This is a genomic window from Pseudomonas sp. KD5 (assembly GCF_012932895.1).
Classification (GTDB): Bacteria; Pseudomonadota; Gammaproteobacteria; order Pseudomonadales; family Pseudomonadaceae; genus Aquipseudomonas.
Genome location: NZ_JDWJ01000003.1, coordinates 110,047 through 124,564, shown reverse-complemented (window position 1 = coordinate 124,564; position 14,518 = coordinate 110,047). Strand labels below are relative to the sequence as shown.

The following is a 14,518-nucleotide window of genomic DNA, read 5'->3' as shown; positions in this document are numbered from 1 at the left end:
ACAAACATCCAGAAAAACAAATATCATCGAAACAGACAAAACGCCATGCAATATTCACCACCACTCACGGAGCACTCATCAGTTAAAAACAACCCATAAAAGATAAAATTCATGCCCCTATCCGTCACGCTAACAAATAGAAATGACGCTATAAATATCACAGATATTTTATCACCCTCCTCCGCCACACCACTGGTTGAATCCCGTCATATTACGCAAACTTCAGAAACCAACTCGCTTGAACTAAAACCCAGACAACCCAACCTTCAAGATCTTGACGCACTATTTGGTTTTCTGCACATCGGAGAGTTTTCGGTCAGTCGCATAGAACTTCATGCGATGGGCGCCATGATTAACGGTGAACTCGTTACCAGCACCAACACTTACTTTGCAATACCTGATCAGGTATTCATCGATTCACTGGAGTTTGATCCTGCCAAAGTCGAACAACGTATCAAAGCAGTGGAAGTACACCAGAGCCACATCCCCGCCACTCTGCTTTTTGAAATCGCCACACAACGCTCAACCACCGCTCCTCCCTTGTTAAAAGAGTCAGACGCCTCGACAGTGCCCGTTCAGAAAATCGGTAGCTTGTTGAAATCAACTCAACGCCTGGACATCAACAAAAACCCCTTGCCCGATCATTTGCCTGCCTGGATTGACAGGACCAAGAGTTATGGCATGAGCTCCATGGGCGTCGGTCTTCAGGCATACGGCCTCTATAGCGCGATTATCGGCACAGCTGAAGCGATCAAAAAAGGCCATTGGGACGAAGCTGCGATCAATGTCGGGGGAGGCGCAGCAGAAATCGGCTCGCTGATTATCGAACGCGGCCTGGCGAAGACCGGCGAGGCCATGATTCGCAGCGGAGCAAAAACATTTGAACATTTCGGCAGAACAACCATTGGACAAGTACTGAGTAGAGGGGCCGGCCTGATGGCCAGTGTCCTGACGCTTCCCTTCGATCTCTACACTGCGATCAAATCGTTCAACGATGCCGCCGATGCCAAGGGAAAAGAAGCGCAGGACCATTACTTCAATGCCGCGCTCAGCCTGACCAGCGCAGGTCTTTCCACCATACTGGGGTGCGCCGCGCTACTCGGATTCAAAGCCGCCGGCCCCGTGGGAATCGCCGCCGCCGCGATATTGATTGTCGGCGCCAGAATTTATGGTGCTGCACGGATGGTTGACGATATCGACGATTACATCGAGTTGAGCATGCATGAACGCTGGCGGGCAGGTTGGTTTGCCTTTACCGGTCAGAATCAGGACAAAGAGGTCCTGGACCGTTTTGCCGTCGCCAAAACCTACAGCGATTATGCCAAGGCGCTCGATAGCACCAGCACCGACTGGCTCAAAAATGAACTGAAGGACAGTGTCGAAGCGGTGGTGAACGGGCGATATGAAGTGCAATTACAACCCACCCGGCACCATAAGTTCGAATGGGATGAAGCCAGCGGTGAACCCTCCTTTGTAACGGTCAACGTACCCGTGGTCAAAGAGACCGATGACGTCTACGACGCCACAGAAGGCCTTCCGACAGGCATTCCCAATGCCCTTGTCGGTGAAACGGGTCCTTCGAAAGGCGTCCTCTGGCAGCTAGGCGGCGGTAACGACAGCATCATTGGAGTTCGAAGCAAACCGAACTACTTCAGCTATTCCTCCGGCATTAAAACGCTGAAGGGAGGCGAAAAGCACGATTCGTTCCTTTTCCAGTCCGCCGCTCAAAGCCTCAAGAAAGCGCCGCCAACCGGACAGGTCAATACATTACGAGGCGGAGCCGGCACAGACACGTTATCGCTTCAGGGCAAGCATGTTCCGGTACGCCATGGGCCGGATGACACTTTTTATGTCGGGTACGACGTTGATCTGAAGAGCGGAAAGCTCGGGTTACGATCACCGGATACCGCTACCGCTCCAGCCCTGCACTCAAACATCCACTCCATCGAAAAAGTCGAAACCCTGGCCGGTGCATATAACCTGGTTACAGGTTCCGACGAGGCTGATTACATCATTGCAAACGGCCACGACCGCATCAATGCCGGCGCGGGCGATGATCAGATCGTTATTCGAGGCAACGACTGCAGAGTCAATGGTGGTCGCGGTGCGGACACCTACTACCTCAACGGCATGACGCATTCAGTGTCCATTGCAGAAGATGGCCAAGATCTCAGCGTCATTCACCTTGGCGTCACGCTAGAGCGTGTTCAGGACTGGCACATCCGCGAAAACGCTTTGGTCATTTCATCCCTGCAAAACACGGAGTCTTTCCAACCGGAACGGCAACTGGTCATTAATGACGTGTATGAAACGCTGACGGACAAACGCTCGTTACGCAACCCCAGGCTTTTATTTATCACCGAGGATGGTTACCAACTAAAGGCCGATCTGCCTGCCGTTATAAACGGTCTGACGGAACAGAGGGTCAAGGTCATTGTGGTAGTCATGGGAACGCCAAAAACACCGCCCATCATTGTCAACAGCCGCGTTCAACGAGTCCCCAGCACCAAGCACTCATCCTACTTTGTGGCCCGTGAGACTTACAGAACCGTCTTCTTCGTCGACACGCCTGACAGCCATACATCCAGCATTTTATACGTAGACTTTGACAGTGACGAAATCACAGAGATCAACGCTATTTACACAGTGACCTCTACTCCTCGACACAGCTTTAGCTACCTGAATTATTCAAACACGCATTTCCAGATTTCGTTCAAGAACGCAAGCTCTCTTCTGATTCACGGCAGTGTTGAAGAGGATCCCGGAAAAAAAACCGATAGGGGCGCCGGCATCATGTCCTCGGGCTGGAAGAGCGTTCACTCGTTCACCCTGGTAATGCGTAACGGTAAATCCTACTGGCTGGACTTCCCTGAAAACGCCTACCTCGATGACAACAAACATCCCGGGTACAGAGTCATCGACAGCACCGGCTCATTGCGTGAAAAACCAGGAAAATATGTATTCGCCAAACCCACCTGCGACAGACGTCTTTTGAAAGCGGTTCCGCAGCGTGTCGATATCGATTCAGTGTCACACAGCTCCGTTTATTCGCTGGAAGGACAAGCGTCATCCTATGACCTCTACCCGACCGACAATACATCCCTGCGGCTGTCGACTCCCGGTGCCGCGGCCAAAACCTCCAGCGGCTCGACCTGGAACATTTACACGCTTCGTCTTGCAGAAAACATCACCCGGGATGGGATAAACATTAAAAACAACTTCCTGAAAATTGGAAGTGTCCATATTCAACTGCCAAATACCGAAGTGTCTGACATACCACTGGAAACGATCAACGTTATTGTTTCATCCGGGAGCCACTATCGCATCGACCCTTTGTTCGAAGTTGCCGTCCTACATGCCCTCAACGCGAATCGCTACCCAAGCATTGCCGCTATTGTATCGGACATCATTAAACACAAACGAAACGACGGCCTTGTCGCCGAACTGATCAGCATCGAAAACCTTCGAACAAATGACGCCACACCAGGAAACATTTATTACGACACAGAAATTGACAACTGGACTATCGACACGGACTGGTCGCGCAGTTTGAGAATCGAAAACCTGGAAATCGTAGACTAACCTGATCCGCCTTAAACCTTTATTCCACGTTTATTCAGCCCCCAATTATTAAACGTCAAGGAGCGCCAACATGCGTCCAAAACCGCCACATCGATTAAAACCGGACGGAGTCAACTTATCACCTGACGCTCTGCAACCACCCAGATTGCCTACCGGAAACGAAACGCCAACGAGACAACACTCAGCCATAGTCAACCCACACGATTCTCATCTTCAAGGCCGGCAGCCATTCCCGCCAGATGAAATAAATATCGGCGTATCAAATAGTGTCGAAGACGTATCGGCGCCCGAATCGGGGGTAGACATATCAGATACTCCAGGGGTGCAACCCAGCGCACTGGCAACCAAGGACAGCCTGGCGACGTACTTGCTGCGACACGCCCTGCTAAGCGGTATGCAACCACCCGATGGCCAAGGGTTCCGATGGATGAAAGGGCGCAAGTTTGTAGATATCGAAAATGAGGGAACCGCGTATGTGGAGTTCGACATCGTCACCGGAACCTACCGCGCAACTGATCTCTACAAGAAGCTCCCTCCCGGCCCCGCGCTGTACAAAAATGAGGGAGCTCTGACCTGGCGTCAAAAAGAAGCGATCAGCGAAGGCAATCCTGATCAATCTGCCATACATCAACCTCCAATTATCGAGGCGCAACCCGGGCACAGCAGGAAGCGCTCGGACTCTCTGGAGAAAGAGTCACTCGCCTCCCAACCCAGTACCAAGAGAACAGAGTATGGCTTGACCGCTCAGTCGAGCACACCCGATACCGTCGACTCTATCGATGCGGGAGGGCTGTTAATCGATGGGCCTTTGAAATGGCTATACCCGAACAAGACAAGAAGCGAACGCTTTGAGTTACTCGAATCGTACAACTTAAGCAGCGGCCAACTTACACGTTTACTTCGAGACATGAACGAAACTCGCACTTTCCCTGCGTGGGCGGAAACTCATAAGCATTTATCTTCACAAGTGGACAATCCTCAAAGGTTCGACCTCATTGCCGCACAGGTTGCGCTTGTTATCCCCCAACTGAGACGTCGACCGCAACGCGATTATTCCCCACCTGATTTATATTGTTCCAGTGAGTTTCTCGACCATTTTTCCGCGTCGATCGGTTATCAGCGCAACAAACATGGTCTTTTATACCGTACCGATATTCCCGCCTTGTTCAGGGGGGATGATCGAACGCCGTTCGAACTGGCAAGGGATCGGCGAATGATCGCGCGCGAAGGGCTTCCCCAAACGGTCACACAACGAGCGCAAAGCGCTACTTTTCTCCTGTCGGATGCGAAGGAATATGCAAGCAACCTGGGTGGGCACGCGAAAAACGACAAGTTGCGATATAACGCCCAGGCCAATCTGTTTCCTGGATTGCGAAAGCATCCAAAAGGCAGGAATGATGATGATTCTGATGAGGACTACCGTAATGAGTCATCGAATTCGGATTCCGACAGCTCATTTACCCTTGATAAGTCGCGAGACTATGAACCCATCAGATACAGGCAACATGTTGGTTTTATCTACATGATCGACACCCGAGGTATTGAGGTAGTGCCGGGACGAGAAAACCTCTATCTCAATAGTGATGGCTCGGCAAGCTTCCAGCCCGACGCGCTGGAAGGCGTTATCTCAATATCGAAAAGGGGCTTGAGTTCCGACCGGGTATGGCTGGTCAATTCCGATCTGACACGTGCCGCTCCCGTCAATGATGTTTACGAGCAGGCAGGTAACAACGCTGACGCTTTAGAACATGAAACCTGGACCGGAGCCTATAACCGGGATCGTTATGATCAGTTGGTTGCTCAAGTCGTCGACAAAGGCTGGGGGATCAAACTCCCGGAAAACCAGACGATCTCTTCCGACGATATTATTTGGCCCACCGTGGCGCCCATGTCGTAAGTCATTTGTTACATAAGCCCTATAACATTTCTTTGCTTAAACGGATTTGAGCACCTCTACCATGCCTGTAAAACCTCCTACAAAGCTTCCCGCAGTTGACATCTCTACAATCAACGTCAATCCGCCGCGCTTACGGCCAGACACCCTACTTCCGCCATCTGCAATGCCTGGCAGCTCCGTTTTTCATCATCGGCAAACGCCACACCCGGCGAGGCCTGAACACGGGAGCGGCGCTACTGTCGCAATATCACTCGACAGAGGGGTTCCCGTGCCTACGAAACTGGACATTACGGAAACCCTCGTCAGACAACCTTTACAACCCTTGGCAAACTCGGGTCTGGCCCCCTATTTATTGCGCCCCGCCATGCTGCGGACCATGCCACTGCCTGACGAACACGGGTTTCGGACAATCGTCTCACGCAAATTTGTAGACGTTAAAAACGAAGGAACCGTCTATGTGGAATTCGATGACGCTGCCGGGGCTTATCGAGCGACAGACCTTTACAAAAAGCAGCCGCAAGGACCTGCGCTTTACAAAAACGATGGGGAAGCCACCTGGAGTCAGCGGCTTCAGGCGAGAGAAACAGTCAGTCTGAAACGTTCCCTGGCCAATGAGTCAGTGCTTGAAACAACCCTCCCCGATAAGCATCCAAAAGTCCAGTCTCCAGGTGAGCAACGGAGCGTTACAGACACTCCTGCAAGCTCACGCCCGAGCATTACGCAACAAGGTCAGAATCCACGGACTCAATTGATCGATGGTCCACTGAAGTCGCTCTATCCAGACAAAACGGCCAACGAGCTCGAAACACTTCTAAGGTCTTACAATTTATCCCCGGGACAGCAAACGCGTCTGCACAAGGACATGTTGGAAAATCTCAAGATTCCCGAATGGGCTGAACAGCATAAGCAGATGAGCAGCGAGACTGGCAATCCTCATCGACACGACCTGCTGTACAGCGAGATAGAGCCAAACTTACGTCACCTGAGGAACGGAACAGCAACTACCGGCCTGTATGAGCTTCATCTCAGTTTGACCAACGAGTTTCTCGATAGCTTTCTGGTAAAAGCTGGCTACTCGCGAAACAGAAACAACTGCCTGTACCGGACCGATATCCCCGCTGTATTCAGGGGGGATGAGCGCACACCGTTTGAACTGGCGAATGATGGCTGGATGCTGCCCCGCTACAACCACAAACCCTATGCAACCACCCAAAAAGCCATGAGCGTCACAGTGAGTTTGAAGGCCGCAAAAATGTATGGTGCGGACGAGCCGGACCCGGAGTATCTGCTTTACAACAGTCAAACCAATAAATACCCGGGCAAGCAACCCGATGACGACTCCGACGCCTCCGATGTTTCCGATGTTTCCGCCACCTCGCAAATCGCCAGCAGCGGCTCAGAATCGGACAGTTCACTGCAACTCGACCTGGAGCGCAACTACGAAACGACCAGGCACAAACAACAAATTCAGTTCGTTTATGCAATCGACAGCCGAAACATGGAAATCGTACTGGGCGAAGAAAACCATGCGTTCAACCGCGCAGCAAACGGCCCGAACTGGTTCCCCGAGGATGATCTGGAAGCACTACTTTCAGTCTCGAGACGAGGCATCAGCGCCGATCGGATCTGGGTATTTGATTCCGGCTACCAAAAAGCGGTACGAGTCAAAGATCTGCAGGATCACGCCGATGCCGCCGATGACAGCTACGCCAGAAGAGTGGAAGAACGAACACACTCTGGCGCCAACAACACAGATGAATATGACCGTCTGATCACTGAAGTTGCAGCGGCTGGCAAACCGGTTCTTTTGCTCAGTGGCAACAAGGAGTGGTTTGCCAACGATATCGTCTGGCCTTCACTGTCGGAAAATCAGAGTTAACGCGGCGTTCGACTTACCCACGCAATCAATCACCTGAAATCAGGCAAATAACTCACCCTGCAACTCATCGAGCAACGCCTGAATCGCATCCAGCCGTTGCTGCGGATCATCGAGTTGCAGCAAGTCGATCTTGTCCACCTCGGAAAAAGGCAACAGGTAGGCCAACTGATTGGCCAGCGACTGTTGCCCCGTCGCTTCGGTGCCCATGCTCAGTGCTTCGACCATCGGGTGTTCCGCCAAGGCCTTGAGCAGCGCCACCAGATCGGCGTCTTCATCCTGTAACGGTTGTTCAGGCTCATCTTTGAGCCACTCGACTTCGGCGACGATCAACTGGTCGCGCTGCACCTCGGTGCGCACCACGTGGAAACGCCGCCCGCCCTTTACCCGAATGCCCAGCAGCCCGTTGTCCTGCTGATGAAAATCGGTGATCAGCGCCTCGCACCCCACCCGCGCGTAGCCTTCAGGAGCGATGCCGACTTCTTCGCCCTCGAGAATGCACACCACGCCGAAGCCGCTGCCCTGTTTCATGCAGCGACCAATCATGTCCAGGTAGCGCGCCTCGAATATCTGCAAGTCGAGGATGCAGTCCGGAAACAGCACTGTGTTCAGCGGGAAAAGCGGCAGACTCATAGACATTTCCTTACACCACCATCGACACCGCCAACGGCAGGAACACCGCCGTGGCCACGCCCATCAGACTCATCGCCAGCGCCGCGAAGGCGCCGCACTCTTCACTTTCCTGCAAGGCCACGGAGGTGCCGACCGCATGGGCGGTCATGCCCAGTGCCATACCGCGGGCCTCCGGGCTGTGGACACCGAGACGGGTCAAAAGACTCGGCCCGAAGATCGCTCCGATCACCCCGGTAATCAACACGAACACCGCCGCCAGCGCCGCGACACCACCAATCTGCTCGGCCACCAGCATGGCTATCGGCGAAGTCACCGACTTGGGGGCCATGGTCATCAGGATCATGTGTTCGGCGCCGAACCACCACCCCAGCAGCACACCCATGCCCGTGGCGACCACGCCACCTATCACCAGCGTAGTAAATATCGGCCAGAACAACTGTCGAATCCGCCGCAGGTTGAGGTACAGCGGCACCGCCAGCGCAACAGTGGCCGGCCCGAGCAAGATACTGAGGATCTCGGTGCTCTTGCGGTACTCAACGTAACTCAGGCCGCAACTGACCAGCACGCCGATGACCAGCAGCATGGAGACCAGCACCGGTTGCAGAAAAATCCAGCGGGTTTTCTCGAACGCCGCCAGCACCAATTGATACGCGCCCAGCGTAATGCCGATGCCGAACAGCGGATGATGAATCACCGACGCCCAGGCGCCGTGCCAATCGAACATCATTGGCTGTCCTCGGAATGGGTGTGACGCTTGACCAGGCGCTGCATCAGCACCCCGGCGAAGGCCATCGACAGCACCAGCGACAACACTAGCGCACCGGTGATCGCCCAGAAATCCGCGGCAATGTCAGTGGCGTAGACCATCACGCCCACGGCCGGCGGCACCAGCAGCAACGGCAAATAACGCAGCAGGCTGCTGGCCGCAAGGTTCAGCGGTTCGCCGACTTGACCGCGGCTGATCAGATACACCAGCAGCAACAGCAGGCCAATGATCGGCCCCGGCAGCACCGGCAAAAACAGATGATTGAGGGCTGTGCCGAGCAATTGAAACAGCACCAGCCAGGTCAGGCCACGTAACAACATCCATCCTCTCCCGCGCTCTCCCCCAACCAAGAAGGGGCCCGACATTATAAGCACGCTATGAGTCGGCATTCGCCAAAAGCATGGTCAGTTGACCGGAGCAATTTGTCATGTTGATCTAAAGTGGTTCGCAGGGAGGTCAAGCCCCCACTCGAAAAACTATAAATCCGATGAACCCAAGGAGAGTCTCAATGCCCTATGTTCCAGTTGCAGAGCTCAAAGATTATGTCGGCAAGGAACTCGGATGTTCCCAATGGCTCACCATCGACCAGGAACGCATCAACCTGTTCGCAGAAGCCACAGGCGATTATCAGTTCATCCATGTCGACCCGGTCAAAGCCGCGCAAACGCCTTTTGGCAGCACCATCGCCCATGGTTTCCTGTCGTTGTCGCTGATCCCCAAACTGATGGAAGACATCCTCATCCTGCCCGAAGGCGCGAAGATGGTGGTCAACTATGGCCTGGACAGCGTGCGTTTCATCCAGCCTGTGAAGGTTAATTCCAGGGTTCGACTCAAGGTCGACATGAACGACGTCACCGAGAAGAAACCCGGCCAATGGCTGCTCAAGGCCACCGCTACGCTTGAAATCGAAGGATCGGACAAACCGGCCTATATCGCCGAGCCACTGTCCCTCTGCTTCGTCTGACACATGCCTGATTGCGAAGCAGCTCATGCTGTTTCGCGCTGTGTCTGTGCCGTGTCTCTATAAATGCGACACATAGCTGCGGCATACTCCGTCGCCTAATTGCCCGGATCCCGCTATGCGCTCACTTGCACTCCTTGCCCTGACCCTGATGCTCACCGCTTGCGGCGATGGCGAATCGCTGCTGCCCCCCGACGCCCGCCTGCCGGACGGCGGACGCTATCGTGGTGATCTGGTCAACGGCTTGCTGCAAGGCGAGGGTCGCATCGATTACCCGAACGGCAGCTGGTACGCCGGTCACTTCGACAAAGGCCAATGGCATGGCCAGGGCGAATGGCACGGCAGCAACGGCGAGGTCTATCGCGGGCAGTTCCAGCAGGGGCTGTTCGACGGCCAGGGCACGCTGACCACCACCGGCAGCAGCTACACCGGCGGTTTCAAGGCCGGTCGACGGGACGGTGAAGGCACCCTCAAAGAAAACGCCATGACCTATCGTGGCGAATTCAAGGCCGACCAATATTCAGGGCTCGGTCGTCTGGAACTCGAAGACGGCAGCCAGTACCAGGGTCAGTTCGCCCACGGCAAACCCAACGGCGAAGGCCAGCGCAGCGATGCCAGCGGCAATCAGTTCACCGGGCATTTCGTCGATGGCCAACTGGAAGGCAACGGTACTTTCAACAGCGCCGATGGCGATATCTACGTCGGTGGGTTCAAGAATAATCAACTGCATGGCAAAGGCCGCTACGAAAACGCCGATGGCGATGTCTGGATCGGTCAGTTCAAGGAAGGCGTGCTGAACGGCAAGGGCGAGTTGATCGGCGCCGATGGCAGTCACTACATCGGTCAGTTCAGCGACTGGCGCTTCACCGGCCAGGGCCGCTTGAACCTGGCCGATGGCAGTTTCTATATCGGCCAGTTCGACGGCGACAACTATCAGGGCAAAGGCACGTTGGTGCTGACCGATGGCACAGTGCTGAGCGGCACCTGGATCAACAGCCAGCGCGTGCGCGACGCCGACGGCAAGCTGCTGCCCGACACCCTGGAACTCGGCTTGCTGGCCCAGGGCCGCTTGCTCGACGAAGCACTGGCCAACGTGCCGGCCTCAACTCCGGCGGTTGAACTGTACACCTTGACCCTGGGCGGTGACGGCAAGCAGAGCGTGTTCCTGCGCGAATCCGACTACGTCGCCAACATGCTCGCCAGCCGTTTCGGCGCTTTCGGCCAGATTCGTCTGGTCAACCATCGCGACCACCTCGGCGACCGGCCGATGGCCACCCGGGAAAACCTGCGCCGCGCCGCCCAGACCCTGGCCGAGCGCAGTGGTCCGGAGGACTTGCTGTTCATTTACCTGACCAGCCATGGCTCCAGTGAACACGAGCTGGTACTCGACCAGCCACGCATGGAGCTGGCCGACCTGCCGGCCGACGAACTCGCCGCCGTCCTCGCGCCCCTGAAGAAGCGCGACAAGATTATCGTGATTTCGTCCTGTTATTCCGGCGGCTTCATCCCTGCCCTCAAGGATGAACACACCCTGATCATGACCGCCTCGCGCGCCGACCGGGTGTCCTTCGGGTGTTCGGAAGAAGCCAACTTCACCTATTTCGGCGACGCACTGTTCGCACAGGCGCTGAACCAGACCGACGATCTGGAGCAAGCCTTCAAACGGGCCAGCGCCACCGTGGCCGAGCGTGAGTTGGCCGACAGCTTCGAAGCCTCCGAACCACAGATCTGGGCACCGAAAGCCGTGCTCGCCCACTGGCAATTGTTACGCAAGCAACAGGCACGAAAGGCACTGCAAAGTGTCTCTATCAGCAAGGATGAAAAGAGCAACTAAGCTGAACAGTATCAAGGGGGAATAACTATGTACTTGACGCCTCAGCATGTATTGCTTGCCGGAGCTACCGGGTTAACCGGTGAACATTTGCTTGACCGTCTGCTCAACGAGCCAACGATTGCACGCGTATTAGCCCCCTCACGCCGGCCACTGGCCGAACACCCTCACTTGGAAAACCCGGTTGGTGACCCGACGGAGTTTCTGCCGCAATTGAACGGTCGCGTCGACGTCGCCTACTGCTGCCTCGGCACCACGATCAAGCAAGCCGGCTCCGAGGAAGCGTTTCGCGCGGTGGACCTGGACATGGTCGTGGCCTTCGCCAAACGCGCCCGGGAAATGGGCGCACGGCACCTGATCGTGATCAGTGCCTTGGGGGCCGACCGCAGATCGCCGATTTTCTACAACCGGGTTAAAGGCGAGATGGAACACGCATTGCGTGCGCAGAATTGGCCGCAGCTGACCATCTGCCGGCCTTCGCTGTTGCTGGGCGATCGCGCCGAGCCGCGACTGGCCGAACGGGTTGCCGGTCCGTTGTCGAAATTGATTCCGGGCAAATACCACGGCATCGAAGCCTGCCAACTGGCCCGCGCCATGTGGCGCCTGGCGCTGGAAGAGCAGGATGGCGTACGGATTGTCGAGTCGGATGAGTTGCGCAAGTTAGGCAAGTAATTTCAGGTCGACATCGGACCGCGAGGGGGCGCAGCTACCCTTACAACCCTCCGGTCGCCTGAAACCCAACACCTAAAACCGTCAACAATGACAACGGCAACAGCAGCGTGTCGAGCAACGCACTGGCCGGCAGATCAACACCGGGATAACTCGGCGCTTCTGCGCCAAATCTGTCCTTGGCGCAGCAACCGCCGTTCATTGCATACAAATCCAGACGCGTCCCCGAATACACCACCGGCGCCCCAGGTTTGGCGGCATCGAGGGTGCGCGCCGTGGCGCAGCCCGCCAGTTGCACCGCCAGCAGAATGATCAGCAGCTTATTCATCACTGCTCAAATGGTGTTCACCCCAGCGCGGCAGCATGTCTTGCGGAATGTTCAGCAGATTGAGAATTCGCGCCACGACGAAGTCGATCAAGTCATCAATGGTTTGCGGCTGATGATAGAAGCCTGGCGATGCCGGCAGAATCGTCACGCCCATGTTCGACAGCTTGAGCATGTGCTCCAGATGAATGCTCGAATACGGCGCCTCGCGCGGTACCAGAATCAGCTGGCGGCGCTCCTTCAACGTCACGTCGGCCGCCCGCTCGATCAAGTTGTTGCAGGCACCGGTCGCGATAGCCGACAAGGTTCCGGTGGAACACGGCACCACCACCATCGCCGCCGGCGAGCCGGAGCCCGATGCCACCGGCGACATCCAGTCTTCCTTGCCGTACACCCGAATCTGCCCAGCGGCGGCGCCGGTGTATTCAGTGAGGAAGGCTTGCATCATCTGCGGCTTTGACGGCAGCGAGACATCGGTCTCGGTGGCCATCACCAGTTGCGCGGCCTTGGAAATCAGGAAGTGCACCTCGCGGTCTTCACGCACCAGGCAGTCGAGCAGGCGCAAGCCGTACTGAGCGCCCGAAGCGCCGGTCATCGCCAGCGTGATGCGTTCCGGACCATTGTTCATTGCAGCGCCTCGGCCAGTTTGCCGTGCAGGCCGCCGAAGCCGCCGTTGCTCATGATCACCACGTGCGTGCCGGGCTGGGCCTGGCTCTTCACCCGCTCGATGATGCCTTCCAGCGAATCGCTGACAATCGACGGCACGGTGCACAACGCCGCCGTGGCGCCCAGGTCCCAACCGAGGTTGGCCGGCGAATACCAGATCACCTGATCGGCATCGACTACGCTTTCCGGCAAGCCATCACGGTGAGCACCGAGCTTCATGGAGTTGGAGCGCGGCTCGATGATCGCGATCAGCGGCGCATCGCCGATGCGCTTGCGCAAACCGTCGAGGGTGGTGGCGATGGCGGTCGGGTGGTGGGCGAAGTCGTCGTAAATGGTGATGCCACGGACTTCCGCGACTTTTTCCATCCGGCGCTTCACGCTTTTGAACGCGCTCAGTGCCGCGATGCCCATCGACGGCACGACGCCGACGTGACGCGCGGCGGCCAGGGTGGCCAAGGCGTTGGCGACGTTGTGCTGACCGGTCATGTCCCACTCGACCACGCCTTGAGCGACGCCTTCGAACATCACTTCGAACTTCGAGCCATCTTCACTGAGCAGTTTGACCTGCCATTGACCGCCGGCGCCGGTGGTTTGCACCGGGGTCCAGCAGCCCATCTCGATCACGCGCTGCAAGGCCGGCTCTGTGGTCGGATGGATCACCAGGCCTTCGCTCGGAATGGTCCGCACCAAATGGTGAAACTGTCGCTCGATGGCCGCCAGATCAGGGAAGATGTCCGCATGATCGAACTCCAGATTGTTCAGGATCGCCGTGCGCGGGCGGTAGTGAACGAACTTGGAGCGCTTGTCGAAGAATGCGCTGTCGTATTCGTCGGCTTCAATCACGAAGAATGGCGTATCGCCCAGACGCGCCGACACCGAGAAATTCTGCGGCACTCCGCCGATCAGGAAACCCGGGCTCATGCCGGCGTGTTCCAGGACCCAGGCGAGCATGCTGCTGGTAGTGGTTTTGCCATGCGTGCCGGCAACCGCCAGCACCCAGCGGCCTTGCAATACGTGATCCGCCAGCCATTGCGGGCCGGAGACGTACGGCAGGCCTTTGTTCAGCACGTACTCGACCGCCGGGTTTCCGCGGGACATGGCATTGCCGATCACCACCAGGTCCGGGGCCGGATCGAGCTGCGCCGGGTCGTAACCTTGGGTCAACTCAATGCCCTGGGCTTGCAGCTGAGTGCTCATCGGCGGGTAGACGTTGGCATCGGAGCCGGTCACGCGATGGCCCAGCTCTTTGGCCAGAACCGCCATCGAACCCATGAAAGTGCCGCAAATACCAAGAATATGAATGTGCATAGTC

General features: G+C 56.2%; 12 protein-coding genes. 6 read left to right on the top strand and 6 right to left on the bottom strand.

The features are described from left to right. Window positions 1-111 precede the first annotated feature (111 nt). The 3 genes from AF70_RS07560 to AF70_RS07550 all read left to right on the top strand — a co-directional run bounded on the left by AF70_RS07560 (window position 112) and on the right by AF70_RS07550 (window position 7,358). Entirely contained in the window at window positions 112-3,582 is a 3,471-nt protein-coding gene (locus AF70_RS07560; RefSeq protein ID WP_231508954.1) for a calcium-binding protein, read from the top strand. A gap of 70 nt (window positions 3,583-3,652) precedes the next feature. Then, window positions 3,653-5,479 (top strand): hypothetical protein, encoded by a 1,827-nt coding sequence (locus AF70_RS07555; RefSeq protein ID WP_155954611.1) that lies wholly within the window; start codon window positions 3,653-3,655, stop codon window positions 5,477-5,479. 268 nt (window positions 5,480-5,747) lie between these two features. Further along, the gene (locus AF70_RS07550) at window positions 5,748-7,358 is read left to right on the top strand and encodes a hypothetical protein (protein WP_155954610.1); all 1,611 of its coding nucleotides are present in this window, start codon (window positions 5,748-5,750) and stop codon (window positions 7,356-7,358) included. Between the two features lie 39 nt (window positions 7,359-7,397). Here the strand turns inward: AF70_RS07550 and AF70_RS07545 are convergent, their stop codons facing one another. The 3 genes from AF70_RS07545 to AF70_RS07535 are packed head-to-tail and all read right to left on the bottom strand — an operon-like array spanning window position 7,398 to window position 9,074. Then, a complete protein-coding gene (locus tag AF70_RS07545; RefSeq protein ID WP_018925747.1) occupies window positions 7,398-7,988 on the bottom strand; it encodes an LON peptidase substrate-binding domain-containing protein in 591 nt (196 codons plus the stop codon). A gap of 10 nt (window positions 7,989-7,998) precedes the next feature. Beyond that, complete coding sequence (locus AF70_RS07540; protein WP_007937459.1) at window positions 7,999-8,715, bottom strand: LrgB family protein; 717 nt, start codon at window positions 8,713-8,715, stop codon at window positions 7,999-8,001. Beyond that, on the bottom strand, window positions 8,712-9,074 hold the full coding sequence (locus AF70_RS07535; protein ID WP_019581353.1) for a CidA/LrgA family protein: 363 nt from the start codon (window positions 9,072-9,074) through the stop codon (window positions 8,712-8,714). Before AF70_RS07535 ends, AF70_RS07540 begins: the two co-directional genes overlap by 4 nt. A gap of 188 nt (window positions 9,075-9,262) precedes the next feature. Between AF70_RS07535 and AF70_RS07530 the strand changes: the two genes are divergently transcribed. The 3 genes from AF70_RS07530 (at window position 9,263) to AF70_RS07520 (ending at window position 12,218) form a co-directional block, all read left to right on the top strand. Further along, window positions 9,263-9,718, top strand: a complete 456-nt coding sequence (locus AF70_RS07530) for a MaoC family dehydratase (protein WP_018925744.1) — start codon at window positions 9,263-9,265, stop codon at window positions 9,716-9,718. A 115-nt stretch (window positions 9,719-9,833) separates the two neighbouring features. Next, window positions 9,834-11,549 carry a C13 family peptidase gene (locus tag AF70_RS07525; RefSeq protein WP_018925743.1) on the top strand — a complete coding sequence of 572 codons (1,716 nt, stop codon included), beginning with the start codon at window positions 9,834-9,836 and terminating at the stop codon, window positions 11,547-11,549. A gap of 27 nt (window positions 11,550-11,576) precedes the next feature. Continuing rightward, window positions 11,577-12,218, top strand: coding sequence for an oxidoreductase (locus AF70_RS07520; RefSeq protein WP_018925742.1), 642 nt, complete (start codon window positions 11,577-11,579; stop codon window positions 12,216-12,218). Window positions 12,219-12,258: 40 nt separating this feature from the next. Here AF70_RS07520 and AF70_RS07515 read toward each other — a convergent pair whose 3' ends face one another. From AF70_RS07515 to mpl, 3 genes are read right to left on the bottom strand one after another with little or no spacing between them, the layout of a single operon-like run. Further along, entirely contained in the window at window positions 12,259-12,543 is a 285-nt protein-coding gene (locus tag AF70_RS07515; protein ID WP_028938834.1) for a YceK/YidQ family lipoprotein, read from the bottom strand. Next, entirely contained in the window at window positions 12,536-13,168 is a 633-nt protein-coding gene (ubiX, locus tag AF70_RS07510) for a flavin prenyltransferase UbiX (RefSeq protein ID WP_007937469.1), read from the bottom strand. Before ubiX ends, AF70_RS07515 begins: the two co-directional genes overlap by 8 nt. Continuing rightward, window positions 13,165-14,514 (bottom strand): UDP-N-acetylmuramate:L-alanyl-gamma-D-glutamyl-meso-diaminopimelate ligase, encoded by a 1,350-nt coding sequence (mpl, locus tag AF70_RS07505; RefSeq protein WP_019581356.1) that lies wholly within the window; start codon window positions 14,512-14,514, stop codon window positions 13,165-13,167. The genes ubiX and mpl overlap by 4 nt, the downstream gene beginning before the upstream one ends. Window positions 14,515-14,518 lie beyond the last annotated feature (4 nt).

Excerpts from the sequence above, each read along its gene's own strand:
- AF70_RS07535 (WP_019581353.1), bottom strand. The coding sequence starts at position 9,074 with ATGTTGTTACGTGGCCTGACCTGGCTGGTGCTGTTTCAATTGCTCGGC.
- AF70_RS07520 (WP_018925742.1), top strand. The coding sequence starts at position 11,577 with ATGTACTTGACGCCTCAGCATGTATTGCTTGCCGGAGCTACCGGGTTA.
- AF70_RS07560 (WP_231508954.1), top strand. The coding sequence starts at position 112 with ATGCCCCTATCCGTCACGCTAACAAATAGAAATGACGCTATAAATATC.
- AF70_RS07540 (WP_007937459.1), bottom strand. The coding sequence starts at position 8,715 with ATGATGTTCGATTGGCACGGCGCCTGGGCGTCGGTGATTCATCATCCG.
- AF70_RS07545 (WP_018925747.1), bottom strand. The coding sequence starts at position 7,988 with ATGAGTCTGCCGCTTTTCCCGCTGAACACAGTGCTGTTTCCGGACTGC.
- mpl (WP_019581356.1), bottom strand. The coding sequence starts at position 14,514 with ATGCACATTCATATTCTTGGTATTTGCGGCACTTTCATGGGTTCGATG.
- ubiX (WP_007937469.1), bottom strand. The coding sequence starts at position 13,168 with ATGAACAATGGTCCGGAACGCATCACGCTGGCGATGACCGGCGCTTCG.
- AF70_RS07555 (WP_155954611.1), top strand. The coding sequence starts at position 3,653 with ATGCGTCCAAAACCGCCACATCGATTAAAACCGGACGGAGTCAACTTA.
- AF70_RS07515 (WP_028938834.1), bottom strand. The coding sequence starts at position 12,543 with ATGAATAAGCTGCTGATCATTCTGCTGGCGGTGCAACTGGCGGGCTGC.
- AF70_RS07525 (WP_018925743.1), top strand. The coding sequence starts at position 9,834 with ATGCGCTCACTTGCACTCCTTGCCCTGACCCTGATGCTCACCGCTTGC.
- AF70_RS07530 (WP_018925744.1), top strand. The coding sequence starts at position 9,263 with ATGCCCTATGTTCCAGTTGCAGAGCTCAAAGATTATGTCGGCAAGGAA.